Here is a 26,958-nt window from a genome sequence, read left to right as displayed (position 1 = left end):
TAGTCGTTTATTTATCTGTAGTACGTGTTTTTAATTTTAGTTTGATCTCTTAACAATTTTATAATCTTTTATTAATTAGTGGTTTACTTAGTGGCTTTAGTTTTGGCGCAGATAAAAACTAAAACCTATATGAGAATATTTTTACTAACTCTGTTTAATTTCTTGTGCTTATGTTCCTTCGCACAAACGACTATTCTAAAAGGTAAGATCATGGATGGGAATGATAATTTCTCTTTGCCTGGAGCGACATTGAGGATCACTGAGGGTGGTCGTTTTACTGTTTCTGATATCAATGGTAATTTTGAATTTCTGAATCTCCCGACTGGCACTTATCAATTGACGGTTGATTATTTAGGATATGAGCATTACTCGCAGTCGATTACTGTTAGCGCTGGGCAAGCGGCCATTGAAGTCTTGTTGAGGCCTTCACAAAGAAGTATTGATGAGGTTCAAGTAATGGGCGATATCGCCCGCGGTCAAGCAAAAGCGTTAAATCAGCAAAAAAATAACAGTAATATTTCAAATATTATATCTTCCGATCAAGTCGGACGTTTTCCGGATCAGAATATTGGAGATGCTTTAAAACGAGTACCAGGCATTACGATGCAAAATGATCAAGGAGAAGCCCGTAATATCATTATTCGAGGACTGTCACCTGAATTAAACTCTGTTACCCTGAATGGTGACCGTATCCCTTCGGCAGAGGGCGATAATCGAAATGTGCAAATGGACTTGATTCCCTCAGACATGATTTCGACTATTGAGGTCAACAAGACCTTAACTCCTGATATGGATGCCGATGCTATAGGTGGAAGTGTGAATTTAATTACCCGTGCAATTCCAAATAGACAACGTATTTCTGCGACGATCGGAGCTGGATATTCACCAGTTCGAGAAAAAGGAATGTATAATGGTTCTATTATTTACGGAAATCGATTTTTAAATAATAAAATGGGCTTAGTGCTTAGCGGTACAATGCAGAGTAACGATTTTGGTTCGAATAATATCGAAGGGGAGTGGGCAAAGGATGATGCTGGTAAACTATTTATGAATGAAATGCAGATTCGTAAGTATGATGTATACCGAATGCGTCGCTCGGTTTCAGCAGCATGGGATTTTGATATTAATACTCGAAATCGTATCGCATTAAACGCCATGTATAATTGGCGCGATGATTTGGAAAATCGCTTTGCAGTGTCTTATAAGGATATGGAATGGGATGAGGATAAAGGTATGTATGTTGGTAAATTGAACCGACAGACAAAGGGTGGAATAGATAATGATAAGAATAAGGGAAAGAGATTAGAACGACAAGATGTTTTGAATTTCTCTTTGACGGGGGAACATTTATTAAGCTCCAAGCTGGATTTTGATTGGGCAGCTTCTTACTCGCGAGCGTCGGAAAAGAGACCAAATGAACGCTATATAGCTTATGAAGTAAAGAAGGCTGAATTAGGTCAAGATATCTCAGATACGTATTTACCCTTTATCAAGGATCAATACACTGATTATTCGAAGTTCGCATTTAAAGAACTGACAGAAAATGAAAATAATACAAATGAGGACGAGTTTGGTGGCAAGATTAATTTTCGTATGCCTTTGTCTGTCATTTCCGGGCAAAAGGGGCGTTTGAGAATTGGTGCTCGTATTCGATTAAAGTCTAAGGATCGCGAAAATAATTTCTTTGAATATACGGTTATCCCGAAATATGGTGCCTTGTCGACTTTACCAATGCAAACTTGGGATGCAAAAAATTGGGATCAAGGAGAACGATATGCAGCAGGTGGATTTGTTAGTAAAGACTTCTTAGGAGGGCTAGTTTTGACAGATAAATCGAAATTCGAAAAGGAGGATAAACCGGACGAATATTTGTCTCAAAATTATCATGCTAAAGAACGAATCATCGCGGAATATATTCGTTGGGATCAGAACATTACAGAGCGTACTGCTTTGATTCTTGGTGTTCGTTTAGAGCATACAAGCATAGATTATACCGGGAATAACGTGGTTGATGAGGAAGAATTGGTAGGAGAAATCAGAAATAAAAACAACTATACCAATATTCTCCCGAGCATCAATCTGAAGCATAACTTTAATGAAAACTTCATTCTGAGAGCTGCGGTTACCACGGGTTTGGCGCGACCGAATTACTATGCCCTAGCACCTTACGTGAACACCTTAATGGAAGATAAAGAGCTATTTGCCGGGAATCCCAATTTGAAAGCAACTTACGCTACTAATTTTGACGTCATGGTAGAGAAGTATTTCCAAAATGTAGGAATAATTTCTGGAGGACTATTCTATAAGAATCTTAAGAACTTTATCTATATGTACAACGATCAAAGTTTCAATGCGGAACGCTATAGTTCATTATTTCCTGAGCTTAAAAACCCAATAGCTGCAGGTGAGACTTGGGACTTTGCGCAATTTAGAAACGGAGATAAGGTAGACGTATATGGATTTGAGGTTGCTTTCCAACGCCAATTGGACTTTCTACCTGGCAAGTTCTTGAAAGGCTTTGGTATTTATACAAACTATACTTATACGGGTTCCAAGGCTAAAGGTATTGCAGGTGAGGGAGGCGTTCTACGTGAAGGTTTAGGATTACCGCGTACGGCTCCTCATATGTTCAATGGTTCACTCTCTTGGGAAAATAACAAGTTCTCGGCGCGCGTATCAGCAAACTTCACCGCGGCCTATTTGGATGAAATTGGTGATAATGAATTTTCTGACGCCTATTATGATAAGCAATTCTTTTTGGATGCAAATGCATCTTACAAGATTACAAGACAGTTTCGCATTTTCGCAGAAGCCAATAATTTAACAAACCAACCTTTACGTTATTATCAAGGTCAAGAGGGACTAATGCGACAATTGGAGTATTATAAACCTCGATATAATCTTGGTCTTAAATTCGACTTATAAAATCTAACCTTAATTAAAATGAAAGTAACTATCATAAAACTTGGATTTCTAGTGTTACTGTTAAACTCATGCACTCCAGGGGGTAAACTAGCGGAAGTCGCCTCCAATGCATTAAAACCAACCGTTACAACGGAGCAAGTTCCAAATGACACAGATGATCCAGCAATTTGGGTCAATCCCAAAGACAGTACCGAAGTATTTGTCCTAGGAACAGACAAACATGAGAAAACAGGAGGGTTGTACCTCTACGATATGGACGGCAAAATTGTTAATAAAGTGACGCCATTGGATAGACCAAATAACGTCGATATTGCGTATGGTTTTAATCTGAATGGAAGGATTGTCGATATTGCAGTCGTTACGGAACGCGGAGCAGACAAAATTCGAGTATTTACACTTCCAGACTTGAAACCTATTGATGACGGCGGTATTCCGGTCTTTGAAGGAGAAAAAGAACGCTCTCCTATGGGTATTGCTCTGTACACTAAACCTGATTCTGTAGGTAATAAGATTCAAGCTATTGTTGGTCGTAAAACCGGAGAGTCGGGGAGGTATTTGTTTCAATATGATTTAATTGATAAAGGAGGAGTGGTAATTGGAAAGAAGGTCAGAGAGTTCGGTAAGTTTGAAGGTGGTAAAGAAATTGAAGCAATTGCCGTTGATGATGAATTAGGATATGTTTATTATTCAGATGAAGGCTTTGGAATTCATAAATATTACGCGGATGTATTTCATGGAGATATGGAATTAACTGTATTCGGTACAAAGGATTTTAAAGAAGATCATGAAGGAATTGCTATTTATCAATCAACTGATAGTACAGGTTATATTGTTGTTTCCAACCAGCAGAATAATTCTTTCAATATTTACCCTAGGGAAGGTGCGAAAGGAAACCCTAATCAACATCAGAGAATTGCTGAGGTTCCTGTGTCCGCGATTGAGTGTGATGGCGCGGAAGCCATATCAATCCCGATAGGAGGGAAGTTTCCAAAAGGAATGCTTGTCGCTATGAGTAATGGAAAGGTATTTCACTACTATGACTGGCGTAGCATACAGGATAGCATCAATGTCAAGAAGTAATATTAAGTATTAGATATTAGGAAAGGGTTCGATTTAACGAGCCCTTTTTCAATATTATTGATTTGGAGGGGCCGCTCTAACACAGCGAATGGGGGCTGCTATTATTTCGTATAAAGTGCCTGTGACCAATTGTAGACTTGTATTACCAACACTTCGCCGATAATTCATAATGAAGTAATCTAAGCTACTATTCGTTCGATAATAACCTTTGTCACCCATTACTGCACCCCAAACTCCAGTTGTAGTGTTTCCTGGTCTGTAATTAAAGTTTTGAATTTTCCCATTTGCATTCTTATTCCCGATTGCGGTAAAAATTAGGTGTTTGTGAGGATGTGTAGGAAACCCAATGTCTGCCGCGTTAGCCCAAGAGATGAACCAACCTTGATCGCCAACTTGGTTCAGCCGAATAACTCTAGGATTTCTAGAATTGATTAACTCTGTGAATTCTGCTCTTTCCGGTAAGCGCCATAGGCCCTTCGGATAAACTTCTGAGCAAGGATCTACTGTTGGGTCTGCAGGTAAATCTGGACGTAGTCCTCCATACCAATAATCTGTCGCTAGTATATTATTAATGCCACCATTAATATTTCGGAAATAAGGGTTATCGTACCGAAATCTATATTCATTCTTTTTGGTACTCGGATCATAGTATAAATTTCCTCGTGCCCAATAGGTGCTTCCTCTTTTAATAGGTGATTCTATCAACTGTAACAGTGCCTGATATTTCCGACCAGGTTTTGCTATGAAATCCGGAAAATCAAAGGTGACATTCTGAAATGTTCTATGTTTCTGTGTAGATGTATTCGGGGCATCGTCTAGTATTCGATCAGAAATAACAGTTATTTCGTTAATCTTGATTCGAAGTCTCATGGCAGTCGACGTTGCGACACTATAAAAGTCTTGATATTTAGCCCAATTTAGGGGTATCGTATCCTTTACTATGTTATTCCAACCCCGGTTATTGACTGTCGTAGCGCTCGATGTCGAACTGTAGTTTCCATTTAATAGCGAAAATGAACCATTTTTAATGCCTGAAGATGTGGTTTCGATATCAATATCGGCAGCACTTATGGGAGCAAAAAGACCTCGAGAATTGATCTCTAGTCGTATCAAAGCAAGATGTCGACTGAATGTAATAGCAATGGGATTTTGCCCATTATATACATCAGAAGTTACGATCAGCCCGGTCGAATACAAAAAGTCTTCTTCAATTCCATTGTTTGATACATTAACACTAATCTTGGGGTCTCCGATGTTTATTGGGGGGATGTCATTTTCTTTATTGAACGAATAAGCGAACCATCTATATTTCTTGTTCCGATTCACTGGAAGATTTAAAGTTGAGCCCGCGGTAGTTTGTCCCTGCGTGACGAAAGTTGTCGCATTTCCATTAGCGTCCGTATTGTAAATAAGTACTCTATATTTGCGATTATTACTCATCTGAAGGAGACTACTTACGCTTTTCCTATTCGAATACTTCGCTTTATTGTCTAGTGTAGAGCTGTTGTTCGAATACGTTGATGTACTGTAGCTTTCTGATAACGTCATCCGAGCTTCGATTCCATCAATCTGAATCGACTTACTAGCCACATTTTTATTGTATTGTTCAATTTGTTGTTTTGACCGATTGCTTCTAATAACTGATGTACTATCAGCTAGGTTGCGAGCAGCTTTAGTGATGGGTTCAAAATAGTCAGACGATGGGACAGCATTTACATGAAAACTTAAGGTGAAATCGCTGGGAGCTATATCTTCATTTTTTATTTGCCCTTTCTCACAGGCAGTCGAGATCAATAGAATTACTAGTGGAAATGAAGCGACAAGGTTTCGTTTGGAATAGAGTCTAATCATGTGTTTAGCGTAGGTTTTTTTCTAAAATTCTAGATCAAAACTGGTACCCTCTTCATCAACCCATTCTTCTATTTTTGGTGCCCCTTTTGATCCTCCCGTACTAATAAAGGACGATGACGTTGCAATATTGCCTTCAATCTCTATGATAACCATGGTAATTAATGGTTTTGTATATTGGAGCCGTTTTTTACAAACTTGTGTAATCTCGGAGATATCGCTACTCATTCGTCTGTTGTCTTGTATGCAAGTAAAGAATGTCTGAAATCATTCTTGAAATACTTTGTGTTAGTTAATAAGTGTGTTTTTAAAGAAATACAAATATATAAAAATTTCTTTAAAATTAAACTTAATAGAAATAAAGTTGTTCTGTTGAGTTGGTAATTGTTGTTTTGGTTTAATTATGTAAGAATTAATACTTGGTTTAGTCGTGTGATTGAAATGTTCTTTTCAGGGATAATACAATAACTGAACACCATTTTTAGAAGAATTCATTGAAATTTTAGAAAACAGAAAGATCTACCAAGTTTAGAATAACAAATGTTACCGCTTCGCTGAATGAGTCTGCAGCAATTAACAAGATATGTTCTTAAATATCTATTTTTTCTTCTGAAGCGTACATTCTGCTTTGTTAGAGTTTAGTGATTCGCTTGAACGTAAGGAAGTATGTTTGTTTTGAGTAAAGTATGGGAGGAAATCAAGGCACTCTGTCTCTACTATCTGCATCGTAATTTTGGGACTTATATAGGGCAGCTTTTTCTTCTTATCACTAAGCTTTGTTTTTTGACTGTTTGGCATAATTAGATAGTTGTTTTATTTAACATGTATTTTCTTATCATTGCTATATTTATTTCTTGTATATTAAATAAAGCTTGCGTTTTATGTGTTAAATATAATTTAAATACTTAAATAATAAAATAATAATTAAAAAGATTATCTAAAAATGTAGAACATCTTTTTATTTCAGTAACTTCTAAAACAATCTGTCAGATGTTGATTGATGTTCTGTAAAAACAAAGAGCCTATCTCATTCGAGATAGGCTCTTTATTTATAGACAAACTGATATGCTAGATTGGAGATACTAATTGCATCAATACTGCTGTTAGCCATCCTGCATAGGTTCCAATGGCATATCCGAATACAGCCAGTATGACGCCTACAGAAATTAATGAAGGGTGGAACGCTGCGGAGGTAACCGATGCGGAAGCGACACCACCAACATTAGCCATGCTCCCTACTGCAAAATAGAAGAATGGCACTTTAAATATTTTTCCAACGATTAGTAGAAGTAATGCGTGGAACGACATCCAAATCATTCCAACGACAAACAATCCCGGGTTGCTAAGGATCGCAAGAATATCCATTTGCATACCGATTGTCGTAATTAATACATATAAGAAGACGCTCCCCACTTTAGATGCTCCTGCGTATTCCAGTTTCTTTGCCGGTGTAAAAGATATTGCGATACCAATTATAGTTGCAAATAAAATAATCCAGAAGAAGTCGCTTGTCAATGAAAAGGACTCTAGTTGCGGATAATTTGTCTTCATGAAGGCCGCTAATGGCTCAGAGATAAAGGTTGCCAAGCCTGTTCCTCCGAAAGCGATGGCGATCATGAGGATTAAATCTTTAGTATCAGGAATTTTACTGTTTGCCTTTGATTTAGCATCCATTCGTTCTTTTAACTGTTCGACGTCATCATCATCGGCTTTAAAGAATGCGTTGAATTTTGCAACTTTCCCAGCACCATATAATAGAAATGCCATCCAGATATAAGCGACAAATACGTCGACAGCAATGATCGAAGAAAACAAATTAGGAGAGGGCTTTAGTATTTCTTTTAACGCCACTTGATTAGCCGAACCACCAATCCACGAGCCTGCTAATGCACCTAAACCACGCCATACTTCATCGGGACCAGCACCTCCAACGACTTGTGGAGCGACCAACGAGGTTAAAAATACGGCTAAAGGACCTCCGAGGACAATACCAACGGTTCCCGTGATAAACATTAAGCCAGCACGCTTTCGCAATGCCCACATTTCCTTCAAATCTAAATTGATGATAAAAAGAATTAAACATGCAGGAAGAAAGTAACGGCTACCGATAGATGTTAACGGTGAATTCTCCCCATCAAACACATTGAATGAGTTTAATAAGCCGGGAAGGAAATAACATAATAACAAGGGAGGGATGATGTTATAAAATCCCTTGATGTATTTATTCGACAGATTTGAACTGTAAAATACGAGACCTAAGATCGTCATCAACAGGCCTAAAACTACGGCGGTGTTCGTGATAAGAGGTTCTGCTTCAGGGGTAGAAATTTGCATAAATTTGTAATAATTGTTATTTTGCTGTGAAATTAGATAATTCTACCGAGTAATCGTTCAAAAAATCTTAATTTACAAGAACTAATCATAAACTAGATCTACATAAAAATATCATAATGGACCGTAGGAATTTTCTCAAAAGTAGCGGTGTGCTACTAGGAACCTCCACACTAGATTTCCCAACTCCGCAATTTGAACTTAAGAAGAAAATTAAGGTCGGATTAATCGGCTGTGGTGGTCGAGGTACTGGCGCTGCTTTTCAGGCCTTAGCAGCCGACCCAGATGCTGAACTTGTTGCCCTTGCCGATATCTTTCCTGACCAAATTGAAACTGCTTTAGCGGCATTAAAAGAAGGTCACAAAGACAAGGTTAAGGTCGATGAAAAGCGTAAATATGTTGGTTTTGAGGCCTACAAGGATCTAATTGCTAGTGATGTAGATGTAGTTTTATTAGCATCACCTCCATGTTTTCGTCCCGATCATTTGGCTGAAGCCGTAAAAAAAGGAAAACACATCTTTTGTGAGAAGCCAATGGCTGTTGATATTCCAGGAGTTCACTCCGTTCGTGAAAGTGTCAAACTTGCAAAAGAGAAGAAGCTCAATATCGTAGCAGGATTTTGCTTCAGATATTCAGTGCCCAATCGCGAGCTGGCAAAGCTTGTACACGCAGGGAATATCGGAGATATTTACGCGTTGAGTACTTTCCGTTTAGGAGGCGAATTAACGCAAAAACCTAGACAAGCATCTTGGACTGATTTGCAAGATCAATTACGCAACTGGTTTTATTATCAGCGTTATTCTGGTGATATCATCGTTGAACAAACCATTCATAGTATTGACTTCATGTCTTGGATGCTGGGCGATAAATTACCTAAGACTGTAACAGGAACTGGCGGACGTCAAAGTAAGCCTTGGACCGAGTTTGGAAATGTATTCGATCACTTTGCAATAGAGTTTGACTATGGAGATGGCTTAAAAGGTTTCCACTTTGGACGCCAGCAAAACGGTACGCAGGGTAGAAATACAGTCGAAGCGATAGGAAATAAGGGCAATCTACAAGTTGCTATGTTAAGTAGCTATGTAATAAACGGTCAAAACCCATGGAAATTCCAAGGGAAGATGAACAATATGTATCAAACGCAACATGATGAACTATTTGCAGCGATTCGCAACAAGCAGGTTATTAACGATGGCGATACCATGGCCGACTCAACAATGCTCGCTATTTGGGCGAGAGAAGCAGCCTATACAGGGAAAGCAATTTCATTAGATCAAATCTTAAATTCAACTAAGACCTATGGACCGAAATCCGATGGCTATAATTGGGAGATGGGCTTAGACACCGCAAAAATACCAAGACCAGGACACGAGAGTTAATTATATTATTGATGGGAAAAATTAGAATCCTTGTTGTAGGATGTGGAAATATGGGGGCGTCTCATGGGCGTGCCTATCATGAAATGGAGGGGTTTGAAATCGTAGGACTTGTGTCTCGTGGAAATTCCAAAAGAGAATTAAATACAAAGTTAGGAGCAGACTATCCGCTTTTCGATGAATTTGAGAACGCTTTAGCTGCAACGAAACCAGATGCGGTTTGCATATCGACTTATCCAGATACGCATGAAGATTATGCAATTAAATCTTTTGAAGCAGGTGCCCACGTGTTTATCGAAAAGCCTGTAGCGGATACGGTTGAGGGAGCGCAACGTGTGCTAGATGCCGCTGTTCGTTCAAATAAGAAATTAGTTGTAGGTTATATATTGCGTCATCATCCTTCATGGATGAAATTCATTGAGGTAGCCAAAAGTATGGGTAGTCCCCTAGTGATGCGCATGAATCTCAATCAGCAAAGTCATGGCTACATGTGGGATGTGCATAGAAATCTGATGAAAAGCTTAAGTCCTATCGTAGATTGTGGTGTGCACTACATCGACGTGATGTGTCAAATGACCGAGGCGAAGCCAATTTCAGTTTCAGCTATAGGTGCGCGTCTTACCGACGATATCTCTATCGATAACTATAACTACGGTCAACTGCAAATTCGTTTTGATAATGGTAGTGTTGGGTGGTATGAAGCAGGGTGGGGTCCAATGGTGAGTGAAACAGCATTCTTTGTCAAAGACGTTATCGGGCCGAAAGGTTGCGTTTCTATCGTCGCGAAGGAAGGTAGTAAAGCTGGAAACTCAGACTCTATCGATGCACACTCAAAAGCGGAATCGTTGAAAGTTCACTACGCCAATATTGATGAAAAAAACGAGTTTACTCGTGCCGACGAGTGGATTGATTTAACGGATGAGCCCGATCATCAGGAACTCTGTAACAGAGAGCAGCGCTTTTTCTTAAAAGCGATTCAAGAAAATCTTGATTTATCCAAGTCTATGCAAGATGCACTCAATAGTTTGCAAATTGCGGTAGCGTGTGACGAATCGGTGAAGACCGGACGCACGATCATGTTACCTAATTAAATTGTCGATATTATTTCACTATAAATTCTGTACGCCTATTGCTTTGTTTTCCTTCTTCAGAAGTGTTCGGAGCAATAGGTTTACTATCGCCATAGCCCTTTACCTCCAATCGGGCAGAAGCGATACCCTTTGCCTTTAGCCAATTCGCAACAGACTGTGCCCTTTGTTCCGAGAGTATTTGATTCGTATTTTTATTACCTGTGTTATCCGTATGTCCAGCGATCTCAATCGACAGTTTAGGATTGCTTTCTAATAACTTGAGGAGGAGGTCTAACTCGCTTTCCGAACTAGAAAGAATTTCAAATTTATTAACGTCGAAATAAATGTTCCGAAGGGTTGCGATAGCGCCTGCGAGAATAGGTTCTAGAAAAATACTATCCTGAAAATGCTTATTCGCGAACTCTTCTTTATCTAAAGCGTATTGTTTTGAATCGAATAAGTAGCCTTCTTTTTGAATATGTACAGCATAGTTGGATCCGACCGGCAGGACTGCGATGAACCCCCCATCTAGATAATCACTTTTTCTTTCAAAGACAAGCTCCTTCGTGTTGGTGTTGGTCACACGAATACTTGCGTCCAATGGTTTTTTGTTTGCCTTGTCGAAGACAAATCCGGCAATATATGCAATTGCAGGAGCTCGCTTTTCCTTCGGGAAATCAAATCGATAAATATCCCATTGCTGCGCTTGATCTTGTGAAGCCAAGTGAGCAATGCTTCCATCTAAGCTCACATGAAAGGATCGCTGATCTAGATAGTTATTGATTGCCGGACCGAGATTTTCGGGTGTACTCCATTGGCCGTTATTACTCAGGGTCGATTGAAAGATATCATTCTTTCCAAATCCAGGCCAGCCGTTGGATGAAAAATAAAGGGTTTTATTGTCTGCATGCAAATAAGGTGCTCCTTCGTCGTAGGGTGAGTTGATTTCTGGCCCAAGATTGACTGGACTAGACCATTTACCATCGGCTAATAACGTTGCTTTCCAGATATCATAACTGCCTTGTCCGCCGGCTCGATTGCTAACAAAGTAAAGGGTTTTTCCATCGGCAGATATTGCTGGTTGTGATTCCCATCCTCGTGTATTGATTCCTGGTCCCAAATTAAATGGATCACTCCATGTTCCGTTTTCTTTCTTAGAGACATATAGATCACAACTTCCCAATCCGTCCGGACGATTGCAGCCAGTAAAAAATAAGTATTTGCCGTCAGGTGAAATGCAATGAGCCCCTTCGTTAAATTTCGCAGTATTGATGGGTTCTGGCAATTTAATGGCTTCGCTCCATTGATCGCCTGTTAAAAGGCTCTCGTAGAAATTCTCTTGGTTATTCTCTTTCCGAGTAAATATAATACGTGCATTATCTGCGGTGAGCTTTGGGTAATATTCATCTTTATCCGTGTTTATCGCTGTTGATAACGCAATTAATCCGGAACTTTCGTCGTTGAGGTGTTTTAAGGAGAAGGCACAATCAGCGAGGTACTTATCGACAAGTTGTGTGCTTTTTTCTGAAAGCTTGCCCTTCAGTTGATATTGTTGAAAATTGTTGCTCGCTTGGGTATAGTTGCCTATTACCAAGTAAGATTCGCCGAGGCCAAAATAAGTCAATGAAGTTAAAGAAGGATTTACTGATAGGACGTGCTCATAAGCCGTAATTGCCTGCTGATATCGTTCCATTTTCTTGTAAACATCACCTAATTGTTGAAAGGCGGTTGCAAATGAAGGGTCTGCCTTTGTTGCTTTTTCCAGCCAATCTGCCGCTTGAGCCAGCTGATTTTGACCAAGTGCTTTGCCTGCTTCGAGGTAGGCTTGTTGAGCCTTCCGGACGGCAGAAGGCGCTTGCGCATAGCTCTGCCCGCCTAAAGCTAAAAGCAATAAGAGAAAACAATAAATACTTAGTTTTTTTAGCTGCATAGCAGTTTAAAACTAAGCATTATTCGTAAATATTAAGGAATATTAAGGTATTTATGTGTCTGCAATGAAATCTCCCACTTCGGATTATCCTTTACGTAATCGATAATCAAGGGAGTCATTTCGCTTGCTTTAGACCATTCCGGTTGCAGATATAACTTACAGTTTTTACCTACAAATTTGGCATGTTCTTCCGCCCATTCAAAATCACTCTTGTTGAAGACAATCACTTTCAATTCTCCAGCTGCCGCTAAGACGTCTTGACGCGGTCCTTTGAATTTCTTTGGTGAAAGACAGATCCAATCCCAGTAGCCTGTCAATGGATATGCTCCTGAAGTTTCTAGAAAAATCTGAATTCCTGCTTCACGAAGCTTCTGCGTTAGGTAAGTTAGGTTGTAAAGCAATGGCTCTCCACCTGTGATAACTACCGTTTTTGCAGGATATTTTAAAGCATTTGCAACGATTTGCTCAGCAGAAGTAAGCGGGTGCAAATTGGCATCCCAACTTTCTTTCACATCACACCAATGGCAGCCTACATCACAACCACCTAAACGGATAAAATAAGCCGCTTTGCCCGTATGATACCCTTCGCCTTGTATTGTGTAGAATTCTTCCATTAAAGGAAGCATGTTGCCATCTTCTGGAACTTGATTTGACATAACGCTGAAATAGAGCTGCAAAAGTAAGAAAAAATGTATAGAAATACGAAGGTTCACTTTGGACCGCTAATGCCTAAGGAAGAGCATTCTTTGACTTTCCTTCGTGACACCTTCGAAGATTGCGGAATGGTTTCCTTTCAACATCTGTAGCATATAGATTCGTTTGCCTACTGCTTTCACTGTAATCGAATAGAGATTTTTGTAACAGGAAGGATTTGAAAATGCTAAATTCACGACGGAGGATTGCTTGGTCATTCGAGATGGTTCTAAGGGATCTTGCAAAGATTTTTTAAGCTATGGCATCCTTCCTTTTAGCTTCTTTTTGGGGATTAAGATTTGGTTCGTTGATCGTATTTTGATAATGCTGATCCCAATTTAAAGGAGTCTGAAAATAAGTGTGCTAAAATAATTCTTAAAGCTTTTCGAAAGGTGTTAAATACCCGTTCAGTTTTCTTTTTTTAACCCGAAATATTCCGTATTTTTGTACCTCGATTAATTCAGGTAAGTTTATAAAATTCAATGTAATTGTGAACATTGGCGAGCTTACAAATTTTTACACAAATAAAAAATCATAGTTGTACATGATTAACATTACACTTCCTGACGGTTCAGTTCGTCAGTATGAAAAAGGCACAACTGCTATGCAGGTTGCGTTATCAATTTCTGAAGGCTTGGCAAGAAATGTCTTAGCTGCAGAAGTAAATGGTGAGGTTTGGGATGCGTCGCGCGCTATCGAGTCGGATGCACAAGTGAAGTTATTGACGTGGAATGATGACAAAGGGAAATCTACTTTTTGGCATTCATCTGCGCACTTGCTAGCAGAAGCTCTTGAATCACTTTATCCAGGGGTTAAGTTTGGTATCGGTCCGTCGATTGAAACAGGATTCTACTATGATGTAGATTTTGGAGATCGTGAGTTTTCATCGGATGATTTCAAGCAGATTGAGGATAAGATGCTTGAGTTGGCTAAGCAAAAAGAGGTTTTCGAACGTAAAGCAGTTTCTAAGGCTGATGCTTTGGCCTACTTTACTGAGAAAGGCGATGAATACAAACTAGACTTGATTAAGGATTTGGAAGATGGAAAGATTACTTTCTATTCACAAGGAAATTTCACGGATTTATGTCGTGGTCCGCACATTCCAAATACAGGCGTTATTAAAGCCATCAAGTTGACTAATGTTGCTGGTGCTTATTGGAGAGGTGATGAAACGCGTAAGCAGTTAACCCGTATTTACGGAGTAACATTCCCGAAAGCATCTGAGTTAACAGAATATTTACGTTTTATCGAAGAAGCGAAGAAACGTGATCACCGTAAATTAGGTAGAGAGTTAGAGTTATTTGCTTTCTCTGAGAAGGTGGGGATGGGTTTGCCGTTATGGCTACCTAAAGGGACAGCGCTTCGTCAGAAATTACAAGACTTTTTACAGCGTGCACAGATTGCAGCGGGTTATGAACCTGTTGTTACTCCGCATATCGGACATAAACAGTTGTACATCACTTCGGGTCATTATGAGAAGTACGGCGCGGATTCGTTCCAGCCAATAAAAACTCCGGTTGAAGGCGAGGAATTCTTGTTGAAACCAATGAACTGTCCACATCACTGTGAGATTTATAAAGTAAAACCTCGTTCTTACAAGGACTTGCCAGTGCGTTTTGCAGAGTTTGGTACGGTTTATCGCTATGAGCAGTCTGGCGAATTACATGGGTTAACTCGCGTTCGTGGGTTTACTCAAGATGATGCGCATTTGTTCTGTCGTCCTGATCAAGTAAAGGATGAGTTTAAAAAAGTAATTGATTTGGTTTTATACGTTTTCAATGCTTTAGGATTTCATGATTTTACAGCGCAGGTTTCGTTACGTGACCCTGAAAATAAAACTAAATATATCGGTTCTGATGAGAATTGGGCTTTAGCGGAGTCGGCGATTATTGAGTCGGCAGAAGAGAAAGGTTTACCGACCGTAATTGAATATGGTGAAGCAGCATTTTATGGTCCAAAATTAGACTTCATGGTGAAGGATGCTTTAGGCAGAAAATGGCAGTTGGGAACCATTCAAGTGGATTATAACCTTCCTGAGCGTTTCGAGCTAGAATATACCGGTTCTGATAATCAAAAGCATCGTCCAGTGATGATTCACCGTGCGCCTTTCGGTTCTATTGAGCGTTTTGTTGCTGTGTTAATCGAGCATTGCGGAGGTCAGTTTCCATTATGGCTTGCTCCTGAGCAATTTATCGTCTTGCCAGTGTCAGAAAAATATGAAGAATATGCGCAAAAACTTTTGGAATCACTAAATAATTCCGATATTCGCGGTCTGATTGACTTGCGTGATGAGAAGGTTGGACGCAAGATCCGCGATGCGGAAGTGAAGAAAATGCCTTACATGGTGATTGTGGGAGAGAAGGAAATGGAAAGTGGGTCAATCTCAATTCGTAAACATGGTGGTGTTGACTTAGGGTCGATGACACCAGAAGCATTTAAAGAATTATTAATAAAAGAAGTAACTGTTTAATTTAAAAAACATTTGGCAAAAAGTAACAATTTCGGTAACAGAGGTCCAATAAGAAAAAAGGAGCCTGAACACCGTATCAATGAGCACATTCGCGTTCCAGAAGTACGTTTAGTTGGGGATAACGTAGAAACCGGAGTTTATCCTACAAGACAAGCTTTACAACTTGCTGATGAGTTGGAGTTGGACTTAGTAGAGATTTCTCCTAATGCGACGCCTCCTGTTTGTAAAATTATAGATTACAGTAAATTTGTTTACGAGCAAAAGAAGAAGCAAAAGGAAATCAAAGCTAATGCTAAGCAAACGGTAATCAAAGAAATTCGCTTTGGACCGAATACTAGTGAGCATGACTTTGAATTTAAATTGAAACATGCCATGCGTTTCTTAGAAAGTGGAGAAAAGGTTCGCGCCTATGTTCACTTCAAAGGGCGTGCGATTGTCTTCAAAGAACAAGGTGAAATATTATTATTACGTTTCGCTCAAGCTCTAGAGGAATATGGCAAGGTTGAATTATTACCGAAATTGGAAGGTAAGCGTATGTTCTTAACCATTGCGCCAAAAGCTTCTCCAAAGAAATAAGAATCTAACAGATTGATATAAAATTTATAGTATTATGCCAAAAGTAAAAACCAATTCCAGCGCGAAAAAACGCTTTAAATTGACTGGAACAGGTAAAATTGCAAGAAAAAACGCTTACAAAAGCCACATCTTGACAAAGAAAACTACGAAACAAAAACGTAACTTGACAACAACTAGTTATGTTTCTGATGCTGATATGGGCAACGTAAAACGTATGCTTGCTATCGGTAAATAAGTTTTATACCATTTTTTTTTAATAACAATATTTTTTAACCGGGTATCAGGTTGTAAGATTGCTGAAAAACGTAACACCTTATACCAAACTAAAATTTACAAATTATGCCACGTTCGGTTAACGCAGTAGCTTCTAGAAGAAGAAGAAAAAGAATCCTTAAATTAGCGAAAGGCTATTATGGATCACGCAGCAAAGTTTATACTATTGCTAAAAACACAGTTGAAAAAGGTTTACAATACGCTTACCGCGACCGTAAAACCAAAAAACGCGAGTTCAGAGCTTTATGGATCCAACGTATCAACGCTGGAGCTCGTCAACACGGAATTTCATATTCTCAATTGATCGGTAAATTAAACGCTAAAAACATTGGCTTAAACCGTAAGGTATTAGCTGACTTAGCTTTAAATAACCCGGATGCTTTCAAAGCAGTTGTAGACGCAGTAAAATAGAGTTTTAAACCGCTATCAATTTGTTAGATATAAAGAAAACCACTCATTTGAGTGGTTTTTTTTATTAGTTTAATTCGATACTGAACTGATCGTAATCTTCAGTTCGCCATGCCATATCCTGTGTATTGGATGAGAGGGCGAAGAAAGGGGAGAAGGTTCGTACCCTAACTGTTTTTCCATCTGGTAAAAACTCTAGAATTCTGAGCCAGCCATCGCCACCACTTCCATAGGTTCCTCCACCTAGTGCTTGCGCGTTGAAAGTCATTTGGCTAACCTTTTTTCCTGCAGCATTCTTATCGATTCGAAATCCTAAATGTTTTTTAACATCGTTCGCTGCTCCGATATGTCCAGAAAACACCATTTGAATATTTTTAGATGGCTTTACCAGACGGTTGAATACCGCGGTTCCGTAATTTGCATCTTGGAGGTCGTACTTAGCGGTTTCTATATGCTCGTTCTTAAAATTCAAATAAGCGTGAGTAAGCAATAGAACGCTGTGGTTTGCATATTTTTCTTGATTGACCACTTGGTTGGCCCAACCTAAGATCGTGTCTCTAGGGGCAAATTCTAGCGAGACAAACAAGAAGTCTTTCCCGTGAGGTGATTTCCATTCGTAAGTCGCATTTTCTAAGCTTGGATTTCCATAAATATTGGGAGCAACATCGCGGAGTAAGCGTTGATTTTTACTGTTTTTATCGGCGGGGAAGTAGTTTGGAAAATGAGTTGTCTTAGGTTTGTGCGTGTAGCTGAATATGTTATAATCGTGGTTTCCCGTTGCGGTTATGTACGGGATTTTTCCATCTAATTTTTCAAAGGCTGTAGCAGTCGCTTCCCATTGCTGTTTTCCGGTTTGATCCATTTTATTTCGATCCGGATTAACAATGTCATCATGCTCCACTAAATCGCCGGTACACATCACCATCTTGATGTTTAGTTTTTCTTCATTCTCGACAATCCAGTTCATCATAACGTCTAGAATAGGTTGATTTCTTTTAAACTTCACATAGTTCTGGATATCGGGAAGTAAGATCATCGACCAAGATTGTTGATTTTCTAATTCAGGTTGCTGGAATTTAGCCTTCTGCTGTGCGACACTCAAATTGGGTTGAATCATTAGGGCCGCAATGCCGAGAAGGATTAGTTTTTTGTAGTTTTTCATGATGCTGTTGCTTGAAAACAACAAACGTGACCTGGAGGGGGCCACGCTTGTTGATATTTACATACTATTGTGATTGAATTAAATCCATTGTTAATATCCTGGGTTTTGAGTCATTGCTGGATTGGCGTCCATTTCTTTGATGTCAATTGGCCAGTACTCGTCTTTATTTACTTGATATTTGACTTGTTGCGTTCCAAAAGATTTAGTGGCAATGCTATGGTTGTAAACTGGATTAGCATTTTCATCGATTTTTTGAATGGCACTTTTCGTCCATGCATTTGCATCTCTGTTCAAGTAAATGTGTCCGTTCATCACATCCTTCGCAATTCCCCAACGACGTAAGTCGAACCAGCGAAGGCCATCATTTGCAAGTTCTACTTTACGTTCATAGCGTAAAGCTTGACGCATTTGCACTTGAGTTAGTCCCTGTGGAAGATTTGGCATTTTTGCGCGTGAGCGGATTTCGTTAATCGCATCGTATACCGATTGGTCTATGCTTCCACTTTCAATCTTAGCTTCTGCATAAATTAAAAGCAGCTCTGCATAGCGGAAGATCCCGACGTTTAAATCTGATTCGCCAGATACGGACGTTGTTGCATATTCCGATAAATCGGTATGTTTCCGCCATAAATAACCCGAGAACGAACGATATGCATTCGTAGCATCTGTGTTATTTTGTGAACCTGGCTTTGTGCCCGTTCCGTTAATGATGGGCCAATAATTGTTGACTTTTGCAAATTTTGCATTTGGATCAAATTGAAATCCAAAGTAGCGTGATCCAGGGCGAGCAGTGTACATATCTAAACGCGGGTCACGATTTGCAAACGGATTATTTTCATCGTAGATGGTCGATTCGGTGATGTACTTACCTTCGGTATCTTGGAAAGAATCAATAAAGTTTTGAGTCGGTCCCCAGTAACAAACGCCTTTCCCTAAACGCGAGGCCATATAGTAAGTTTGGTTGTGTGTATTTCCACTGATTGCTTTATTGTATTCAGCAACCCAAATCCATTCTTTACTATTTGCATATCCTGCATGTCCGAAGATATTCGCTGATTGCGGCTCACCATCTGCATGTCCTTTGTTCACGTAAGCAATGGATGCATCAAAGGCTGTTAAGCTGTGCAAGCCATTTGAAAGTTCAATTGCTTTCTTTGCAGCTTCCGCTGCGATTTCATATTTCCCAAAGTTCAACGCAACGCGCGCTTTCAACATATATGCTGTGACACGCGACGCTCTAACATTTCCTGAAGCTTTTTGCGATACGGGGAGGTGGTCAGCAATTTCCGTCAATTCGGAAAGAATGAAATCTACCACTTCATTTTTATTCGTTCTGCCCGGTAGTTCGTCGGATAGTTTCAATGCGCGCTTTAGTAAAGCGACATCACCATATAGTTCGACAAGCTGCGAGTAGCAGTAGGCACGTATAAAGCGTAGTTCTGCATTTGTTGTGTTGTAAGCCGTTTCGCCCATGGTAGCTTTTAATGCATCCATATTGTCGAGTACTAAATGAACGCGGCCAATAGTTTGATAATGGGCTGACCATGGTTTCGTTGCAAGCGCATTATCGGTGGTAATCGAACTCGTAATTGGCGAAGTGTAGTTGTTGCCTGGACGAGCATAGCCGATATCGGTAATATTGTCCATGACATGCCACATCGGTGTGCTAGACGCATCTAGTAGCGTCAACGCTTTGTATGCTCCTAATAAGCCTAATTCTGCTTCTTTTGCGTCTAATGGGAAATTTTCTGTGGAAGGGCCGTTTAAGTTTAAACGATCCATTTCGCATGATGTCATCAATGCTGCGCATAACATGCTAATTCCTAATATTTTTTTTGTATGCTTAATCATGATGTCTTAAAATTTAATATCTAATCCGAAGGTGTACACTTTAACTTGTGGGTAGAAATTTCCTCCACCCAGGGATACGTTTTGAGCTGCGCTAGCATTGTAGTTGATCTCTGGATCGTAGCCTTCGTAGAAATTGGATTTAGTGAATAAGTTTTGTCCATTTGCGTATATGTAAATTCCGCCAAGCTTGGTGTTTTGGAACCATTCTTTCGGGAATTCATAACCTAGATGAACATTCTTAAGACGTAGGTATGATGCTGATTTCATCCAGAAGTCAGAATTTTGAGTGTTATTCGTCGACGTGATTGATAAGCGAGGAAGTGCTGCATCTCTGTTTTCTGTTGTCCAGTAATCCAATTGCCATGGTTTGATAGCAGATGAGTTAGCGCCTGGAATAACATAGTGAGAGTCTAAATATCCATCAACTTTTGCTACGCCCTGTAAGAAGGCACTAAACTTAAATCCTTTATAACCTAAGTCTAAGTTAATTCCATAAGTGTAGCGAGGAATTGTGTTGCCAATAATTTGTTTATCTGCATCTGTGATTTTTCCATCCGGGATTGCATTTCCGTCGGTATCAAATGCGCCAGCAATATCTTTGAAGAGGATGTCACCAGGTTGAAGAGTTCCAAATTGTGTCGGGCCATTTGCAATTTCTTCCTGCGTTTGGTAATAGCCGTCCGATACGTATCCAAAGATAGAGTTAATCGCATAGCCTTCTTGTTGACGCAATAACGTTCCTGAAGGTCTACCGCGCATATCTAAAATCTTATTTCTAACATCCGAGAAGTTGAATCCTAAGCCGAACTTGAAGTCGTTCCATTTATTGTCGTAACGACCACCAACTTCCCAGCCTATGTTTTCAACTTTCGCTGCGTTTTGATATGGCGGGTTAAGTCCATATAGTGGAGAGATATTTAAAGTCATCAGGATTCCGTTGGTGTGTTTTTTATACCAATCGAAGGTGAAACTAAATTTATCGAAGATCGTAGCGTCTAAACCTACTCCTGAAGCCGTCGTTTCTTCCCAACGTAAGTCAGGATTTGCCATCGTATTTAAGGTTACTAATTGGCTTACCGCTCCGCCCATTGATATTCCGCCCAAGGCAAGATTCTCCGAGAATGGTTGGTAGGTGCTACCAATGTTCTGATTTCCAAGGATACCCCATGATGCTCTTACCTTCAATTGATTGATTTTTGAACGAAGATTTGCCATAAATGGTTCTTGGTCTACACGCCAGCCCGCAGAGAAAGAAGGGAAGGTTGCCCAGCGATTTTGTCCTACGAAACGTGATGTTCCATCATAACGAAGGTTTGCTTCGAATAGGTAGCGATCTTTGAAAGCATAATTGAAACGTGAAAATGCAGATACCAATAACCATTGATCTTGTGTACCATCATTACGTTTTGTTTCTGTGTCTGCACCAGCGCTTAAAACTTCATAGGTGTCATACGTATAATCGCGACGATAGCCCATAAGGTATTTTTCATCGTACGTTTCACGTGATGTACCCACCATTAGGCTTAGGCTGTGATCATTAAAGGTTTTACTTGCTGTCGCGTGGAATTGATAGTTTCCGTAGAAATAACGATAAGCGTTCTCAGTTAATTCAGTTGATTCTGCTGCAGAACCTGCTTCAGAACCATCGGAGTAGTAGGTCATTAAAGCTTTCGAGAAATTATGTGTATTTCTCGTGCGATAGCGTGGAGCTATTAATCCCGTTACCGACAACCAGTCAACTGGCTTGTAGTTTAAGGAAAGATTACCGATTAATTCAATATTGTTTAGTCTTCTGTTTCCACCTTCTTCGATAAATGCTACCGGATTGTTCTTAACCCAGCCTTCAGACCATTTATCACCATAACGAATTGGAATGTTCGTCGGCATACGTCCTAAGTAATTCCAAATTGTTCCTTCGTTCGCAATTTGAAGACGATCACCATTCATAACTGATAAATCAACCTTGATATTAAGTTTATCATTCGGATTGATATCCATGTTATTTCTGAATGTATAACGTTGGAAGTTTGTGTTCTTAATCAATCCGTCTTGTTTAACATAACTTACGGATGGATTGACGCGAATAATCCCTGATCCCGCAGAGAGTGACGCGAAATGGTTCTGAGTGAAACCTGAGCCATTTAAAATAGCTTTCTGCCAGTCATAATTGTCTGGATTCTCGCTGTATAATTGATCGAATTCATCAAAGTTTTGTTGCGTATAGACTTCTTTACCTCCATCATTTACACTCGCCTCATTAAATACGCGCATAAATGTACGACCGTCAGTAACTTCTGGAATGAAAGTAGCATCTTGCCAGCCAGTATAGCCTTTGTAAGTAATGTTTAATGCATCTTTCGCACGTTTAGTCGTTACTAAGATTACACCGTTAGCAGCACGCGAACCGTAAATCGCTGCAGATGCCGCATCTTTCAATACGGACATCGATTCGATTAAGTTTGCATCGATTGAGTTTAGGTCCCCAGCAACTCCATCAATAATGACAAGTGGCTCACTCGCAGAAGAGAAAGAGTTAACACCACGAATTCGAATAGACGCTTGATCACCACCCGGTGCGCCTGTTTGTGAAGTAACTGTTACACCTGGTGCTAGTCCTTGTAATGCCGTTGAGGCTGAAACAGCAGGTCGATTCTCCAATTGCGCAGCGCTAATCGTTGAAACCGATCCTGTAAGATTTGTTTTCTTTTGCGTTCCATAACCTACGACAACTACTTCATCTAAGTTGGTTAAGTCGTTTTCTAGTGTTATGTTGATCGTTGATTGTCCAGTAACTGTTCGTTCTGTTGTTTTAAAACCAATACCCTTAAATACAAGAATATCATTGTTTTCGGCTTTTAAGGAATAAGAACCTGCTTCATCAGTAGCTGTAATGGTATTCAAGTGCCCCTTAATACTAATGGAAACACCTTGAACTGGAGTTCCATCTGCATTGGTCACTTTCCCCATTATTTGTAATGATTGTTGAGCTAATGCCATTCCTAATGGCATAATCAACAGCATTAAAATGAGTTGTAATTGTTTTTTCATTTAGATGTTTGTTAATGATCGTAGGTAAAATGTATTAAATAGAATCCCCTTTTAAAGGTTTGTTTTTATTTCTTAAATAATGTTTCGAAACTAGATTTATAATATTAACATTATGTTAACACAGTGTTTTCTTCTTATTAAATTATAAGATTAAATAACATATAATATGGCTTTTACCATAAATTGGTATTGGTTATTGTTTTGTAAACAATGTTTCGAAATTAAAAAAAAGATTTTTAAACACAAGGGTTTAAAAATCTTTTTTTAGAAATCCGTGAAAAAAATGTGGGTAGATGTCTTAGGCTAGAATTATTTTAATGCCTAATTCCTCGATTGCTTTGACCGTATCGGGCGATACTTTTTGGTCTGTAATAATATAATCTACGTCTATAAGTTCGCAGATCTTACCAAGTCCTCTTTTTCCAAATTTCGAGCTGTCAGCAAGAATGGCTACCTTCTGTGATGTTTGTAACATCTTTTGATTTAAGGTTGCTTCTGGAAGGTTGGATATGGAGATTCCAAATTCTAAATCAATACCGTCGGCTCCTAAGAAAAGGATGCCGCAACTGATTTCCTCAAGAATTCGTGTCGCGTAATGCCCTGCAACAGACGAGCTGTTCGAGCGAATTAATCCGCCTAACTGTAAAACCTCAATATTTGGCTTCCCGCTTAATTCTAAGCCTACTTTTAGGGCAGGTGTAATCACAGTAAGCCCCTGTGTAGTTTCTAGGTTTTTGGCAAACGCAAATACCGTCGTGCCAGATCCAATCATAATGGAGTCGTTGTTTTTGATCAGCTTTAACGCAGCTTGAGCAATACGTTGTTTCTCGTCGTTGTTGATTGTTTCTTTTACCAGAATTGGACGGTCGATCGCATAAGGGTTGCTGTTAGAGGCGCCGCCTTTGATGCGGAATAAGAGATTTTTCTCTTCTAGTAGCTTTAAATCTTTTCGGATCGTTACGCTGGAAACTTTCATCGTTTCGCAAAGCCAGTCGATTGTGATCTTTCCTTTCTCTTTTAAGCTTCGTAGAATGAATTCGTGTCTATCGGTAATATTCCTCATAATTCATCGTATCAGTTAATAGTTTAACAAATATAAATGACTTTTACTATTTCTGGAATTCTTTTTTTTTATTTAAAAAGCTTTCATTAATAATCTTTTTTTCTACATTTGGATTGTTAGATTAAGATTCAGCAATAACCATATTTACCTTATGTCAAAATTTATACTGCCGATTCCAGCTAAAAAACGCCGTTGGTTTATCATATTCGTAATTTTTCTAGCTATCGTCTTCAATTATTATGATCGTCAGATCGTTTCGATATTGAAACCGATGCTGAAAGAAGAGTTTGATTTAGGAGATGATGGTTACGCTTTAGTACTTAATGTCTTTACTGTATTTTATGCATTGATGTATCCTGTATCCGGTTGGTTAGTAGACAGATTTGGTGAGCGTAAAGTCATGTTGGGTGGTATTTTAGGTTGGTCTATTGCTTGTTTAGGAGGCGGATTTTCGAGAACCTTTGGATCATTTTTATTCTTTAGAGGGATGCTCGGGGCAGCGGAACCTACAAATTTTCCCGCACAGTTAAAGGTTGTTACAGTTTGGTTTTCTGGCAAACTTCGCGCGACAGCGAATAGTCTATGTATTGCTGGAAGCTCCATTGGAGCGATTATCGCTCCGCCACTGGTTGCTTGGTTAGCTATGCAGTATAATTTTCATACTGTATTTATCGTCGCTGGGGTAGTAGGCTTTATCATAGCCTTGCTTTGGTTCTTAATATATACCGAGCCACCCGCAGAGATTCGTGCTGAGGCTGCTGGTACGACAGTGGATCAAGTTGAAGAGCGTTCTTTTACGTGGGGGCAGTTATGGTCAAGAAAGTCGCTTTGGGGTATTTTATTGATTCGTTTTGTGAGTGACCCCGTTTGGTATTTCTGTTTATTCTGGTTGCCAGGTTATTTACAAGAGGAAAGTGGTTTGACGCTTGCAAAAATCGGGATGTTCGGTTGGATTCCATTTTTAGTTGCTGATGTAGGTGCTATTGCTACTTCCGCTTGGTCCGATAAAATGGTTCGTAAAGGAAAAGAGCCTTTGTTGGCGCGTAAAATCATGTTGAGCACTATAGCAGTACTAGCGCCATTATGTTGTTTGACAGCTTACGTAAGTAATCCGTATATAACGATCGCAATCTTTGCGTTAGTAGCTGTTGCATGTCTAAGTTGGTTGTTTACTGTGAGCGTTGTGATCGCAGAGGCATTCCCTGTAAAGAATGTTGCTTCAGTTTTAGGAATTGCTGGAGGATTTGGAGCATTAGGAGCTGTTTTATTTAACTATTTCGTCGGACAATTAATGGGATCTCTTGGGGCAGGTACCATATTTATTGCTATGGCTTTTATGCATCCTGTAGCTGTTTTGATTCTCTGGACGATGGTGAAAAAAGAAAAGCCGAATGAGGAATCGGTAATTATAAGCGCGTAATTAAAATATAAAAATACTATAATAATAATTTGACATGGGAGAAGTAAAGACTATTCACGAGCCAGCGAGAGAAACGCCGGTGCGCATGGAAGTTGATGTATTGGTAGTTGGTGGAGGTCCAGCAGGTATTATCGCTGCTCAAGCCGCTGCTTCCGACGGATTAAAAGTTGCATTAATTGATAATCGCAGCTTTGTTGGCGGAAATATGACTATCGGATTGCCTATTCTTGGCTTTTTAGGTCAAAAGGGGAATCAGATTATTAAAGGATTACCACAACGATTTATTGAACGTTTGAAAGAAGTGGATGCCGCATCAGAGCATCGTCCATGTCCTCTACACATGAGTTTGACATTAGTAGAACCGGAAGCGGTTAAGAATGTTGGACTAAAAGTATTAGAGGAGTCCGGCGTAAAGGTATTGCTATATGTCTTTTCAGCAGGCGTTGTTATGGAAGGTGATCAGCTGAAAGGGGTTATTATTGAGAGCAAATCGGGTCGCGAAGTGATATTAGCAAAGACAGTAATTGATTGTACTGGAGATGCGGATGTTGCTTTTAAAGCTGGAGTTGAATGCGAGCAAGGAAATGACGTCGGTGGAGCACAACCACCAACCTTGATGTTCTGTATGGCGAATGTAGATACTGATAAACTACGTATGTCAATTGCCGAAGAACCTAGAACATATTTAACCGATTTTATTCCTGCTGAATACTTTGGACAAAACAATCAGTTCATAGTTGTTGGTTTACGAAGTGTAATGGAAAAAGCTAGAGCGGCGGGATACCATTTACCAGTAGAGCGTACTATTTTAATTACTGGATTGCGTGAAGGAGAGGTTTGGGTGAATATGTCGCGTATTAATGGTGTTGATGGTACAAATCCAGAGAGTCTTACTTTTGGAGAGATTGAGGGGCGTAAGCAAGTGGAAGAAATTCAACGTTATTTAAAGGAATACGTTCCTGGATTTGAGGATTCACATTTCACAAAGATGGCACCGTTCTTGGGAATCCGCGAAACTCGTCGTATTGTAGGAAATTATGTGATGACGGCAGATGATATTTTAGGCTGTCGTCGTTTTGAAGATGCCGTTGCCGTTGCGAGTTATCCATTGGATATTCATCATCCTGAGGGTGGTGGGTGTACATTGACATGGTGTGGTGATAGCTATGATATTCCATATCGTTCATTGGTTCCTAAACGCGTTAAAAATTTATTAGTAGCTGGTCGTTCAATTTCGACTACACATGAGGCAATGTCAGCGATTCGCGTGATGGCCCCTTGTATGGCGATGGGAGAGGCTGCAGGACGTGCGGCTAAATTGGCAGTTCGTCATGGAGTTACTCCAGCAGACGTTAATGTTGAAGAACTACGTGCAGAATTGGTAAGCGCTGGCGCTTATTTGAGTGAAGAATCAACACAAAACGCTTAATAAAT

20 protein-coding genes are annotated in these 26,958 nt (G+C 39.6%); 10 read left to right on the top strand and 10 right to left on the bottom strand.

The window, feature by feature from the left end:
* The first annotated feature begins 129 nt into the window (after positions 1 to 129).
* Together GFH32_RS13665 and GFH32_RS13660 are read left to right on the top strand one after the other, a co-directional pair.
* Positions 130 to 2,925 carry a TonB-dependent receptor gene (locus GFH32_RS13665; RefSeq protein ID WP_153512118.1) on the top strand — a complete coding sequence of 932 codons (2,796 nt, stop codon included), beginning with the start codon at positions 130 to 132 and terminating at the stop codon, positions 2,923 to 2,925.
* Between the two features lie 18 nt (positions 2,926 to 2,943).
* Entirely contained in the window at positions 2,944 to 4,005 is a 1,062-nt protein-coding gene (locus tag GFH32_RS13660) for a phytase (protein WP_153512117.1), read from the top strand.
* A 54-nt stretch (positions 4,006 to 4,059) separates the two neighbouring features.
* Here the strand turns inward: GFH32_RS13660 and GFH32_RS13655 are convergent, their stop codons facing one another.
* From GFH32_RS13655 to GFH32_RS13645, 3 genes are all read right to left on the bottom strand, one after another.
* Positions 4,060 to 5,856, bottom strand: coding sequence for a hypothetical protein (locus GFH32_RS13655; RefSeq protein ID WP_153512116.1), 1,797 nt, complete (start codon positions 5,854 to 5,856; stop codon positions 4,060 to 4,062).
* Positions 5,857 to 5,877: 21 nt separating this feature from the next.
* Positions 5,878 to 6,081: a hypothetical protein gene (locus tag GFH32_RS13650; protein ID WP_153512115.1), complete on the bottom strand. Its 204-nt coding sequence runs from the start codon at positions 6,079 to 6,081 to the stop codon at positions 5,878 to 5,880.
* A gap of 840 nt (positions 6,082 to 6,921) precedes the next feature.
* Positions 6,922 to 8,187: a DUF819 family protein gene (locus GFH32_RS13645; protein WP_153512114.1), complete on the bottom strand. Its 1,266-nt coding sequence runs from the start codon at positions 8,185 to 8,187 to the stop codon at positions 6,922 to 6,924.
* Positions 8,188 to 8,303: 116 nt separating this feature from the next.
* Between GFH32_RS13645 and GFH32_RS13640 the strand changes: the two genes are divergently transcribed.
* Complete coding sequence (locus GFH32_RS13640; protein WP_153512113.1) at positions 8,304 to 9,563, top strand: Gfo/Idh/MocA family protein; 1,260 nt, start codon at positions 8,304 to 8,306, stop codon at positions 9,561 to 9,563.
* A gap of 11 nt (positions 9,564 to 9,574) precedes the next feature.
* Positions 9,575 to 10,651: a Gfo/Idh/MocA family protein gene (locus GFH32_RS13635; RefSeq protein WP_153512112.1), complete on the top strand. Its 1,077-nt coding sequence runs from the start codon at positions 9,575 to 9,577 to the stop codon at positions 10,649 to 10,651.
* Positions 10,652 to 10,661: 10 nt separating this feature from the next.
* On the opposite strand, the gene GFH32_RS13630 is transcribed toward GFH32_RS13635, so the two are convergent.
* From GFH32_RS13630 to GFH32_RS13620, 3 genes are all read right to left on the bottom strand, one after another.
* On the bottom strand, positions 10,662 to 12,560 hold the full coding sequence (locus GFH32_RS13630) for an OmpA family protein (protein WP_153512111.1): 1,899 nt from the start codon (positions 12,558 to 12,560) through the stop codon (positions 10,662 to 10,664).
* 32 nt (positions 12,561 to 12,592) lie between these two features.
* Positions 12,593 to 13,216 carry a 7-carboxy-7-deazaguanine synthase QueE gene (locus GFH32_RS13625; protein ID WP_153512110.1) on the bottom strand — a complete coding sequence of 208 codons (624 nt, stop codon included), beginning with the start codon at positions 13,214 to 13,216 and terminating at the stop codon, positions 12,593 to 12,595.
* Between the two features lie 66 nt (positions 13,217 to 13,282).
* On the bottom strand, positions 13,283 to 13,471 hold the full coding sequence (locus GFH32_RS13620; RefSeq protein WP_153512109.1) for a hypothetical protein: 189 nt from the start codon (positions 13,469 to 13,471) through the stop codon (positions 13,283 to 13,285).
* A 326-nt stretch (positions 13,472 to 13,797) separates the two neighbouring features.
* On the opposite strand from GFH32_RS13620, the gene thrS reads away from it, so the two are divergent.
* From thrS to rplT, 4 genes are all read left to right on the top strand, one after another.
* Positions 13,798 to 15,723, top strand: a complete 1,926-nt coding sequence (gene thrS / locus GFH32_RS13615) for a threonine--tRNA ligase (RefSeq protein WP_153512108.1) — start codon at positions 13,798 to 13,800, stop codon at positions 15,721 to 15,723.
* A 12-nt stretch (positions 15,724 to 15,735) separates the two neighbouring features.
* The gene (gene infC / locus GFH32_RS13610) at positions 15,736 to 16,299 is read left to right on the top strand and encodes a translation initiation factor IF-3 (protein ID WP_202111269.1); all 564 of its coding nucleotides are present in this window, start codon (positions 15,736 to 15,738) and stop codon (positions 16,297 to 16,299) included.
* Between the two features lie 34 nt (positions 16,300 to 16,333).
* The gene (gene rpmI, locus GFH32_RS13605; protein ID WP_153512107.1) at positions 16,334 to 16,534 is read left to right on the top strand and encodes a 50S ribosomal protein L35; all 201 of its coding nucleotides are present in this window, start codon (positions 16,334 to 16,336) and stop codon (positions 16,532 to 16,534) included.
* Between the two features lie 104 nt (positions 16,535 to 16,638).
* Positions 16,639 to 16,983: a 50S ribosomal protein L20 gene (gene rplT / locus GFH32_RS13600; RefSeq protein WP_093098929.1), complete on the top strand. Its 345-nt coding sequence runs from the start codon at positions 16,639 to 16,641 to the stop codon at positions 16,981 to 16,983.
* A 64-nt stretch (positions 16,984 to 17,047) separates the two neighbouring features.
* On the opposite strand, the gene GFH32_RS13595 is transcribed toward rplT, so the two are convergent.
* The 4 genes from GFH32_RS13595 to GFH32_RS13580 form a co-directional block, all read right to left on the bottom strand.
* Positions 17,048 to 18,142 (bottom strand): metallophosphoesterase, encoded by a 1,095-nt coding sequence (locus GFH32_RS13595; protein WP_153512106.1) that lies wholly within the window; start codon positions 18,140 to 18,142, stop codon positions 17,048 to 17,050.
* Between the two features lie 90 nt (positions 18,143 to 18,232).
* Positions 18,233 to 19,993 carry a RagB/SusD family nutrient uptake outer membrane protein gene (locus GFH32_RS13590; RefSeq protein ID WP_202111268.1) on the bottom strand — a complete coding sequence of 587 codons (1,761 nt, stop codon included), beginning with the start codon at positions 19,991 to 19,993 and terminating at the stop codon, positions 18,233 to 18,235.
* Positions 19,994 to 19,999: 6 nt separating this feature from the next.
* Complete coding sequence (locus tag GFH32_RS13585; RefSeq protein ID WP_153512105.1) at positions 20,000 to 23,041, bottom strand: SusC/RagA family TonB-linked outer membrane protein; 3,042 nt, start codon at positions 23,039 to 23,041, stop codon at positions 20,000 to 20,002.
* Positions 23,042 to 23,339: 298 nt separating this feature from the next.
* On the bottom strand, positions 23,340 to 24,104 hold the full coding sequence (locus GFH32_RS13580; RefSeq protein WP_153512104.1) for a DeoR/GlpR family DNA-binding transcription regulator: 765 nt from the start codon (positions 24,102 to 24,104) through the stop codon (positions 23,340 to 23,342).
* Positions 24,105 to 24,255: 151 nt separating this feature from the next.
* On the opposite strand from GFH32_RS13580, the gene GFH32_RS13575 reads away from it, so the two are divergent.
* A complete protein-coding gene (locus GFH32_RS13575) occupies positions 24,256 to 25,524 on the top strand; it encodes an MFS transporter (protein ID WP_153512103.1) in 1,269 nt (422 codons plus the stop codon).
* Between the two features lie 34 nt (positions 25,525 to 25,558).
* Complete coding sequence (locus tag GFH32_RS13570; protein ID WP_153512102.1) at positions 25,559 to 26,953, top strand: FAD-dependent oxidoreductase; 1,395 nt, start codon at positions 25,559 to 25,561, stop codon at positions 26,951 to 26,953.
* Positions 26,954 to 26,958 lie beyond the last annotated feature (5 nt).

Origin of the sequence: Sphingobacteruim zhuxiongii (assembly GCF_009557615.1) — a bacterium.
Lineage (GTDB): Bacteria > Bacteroidota > Bacteroidia > Sphingobacteriales > Sphingobacteriaceae > Sphingobacterium > Sphingobacterium zhuxiongii.
This window is presented reverse-complemented; position numbering and strand designations above follow the sequence as displayed.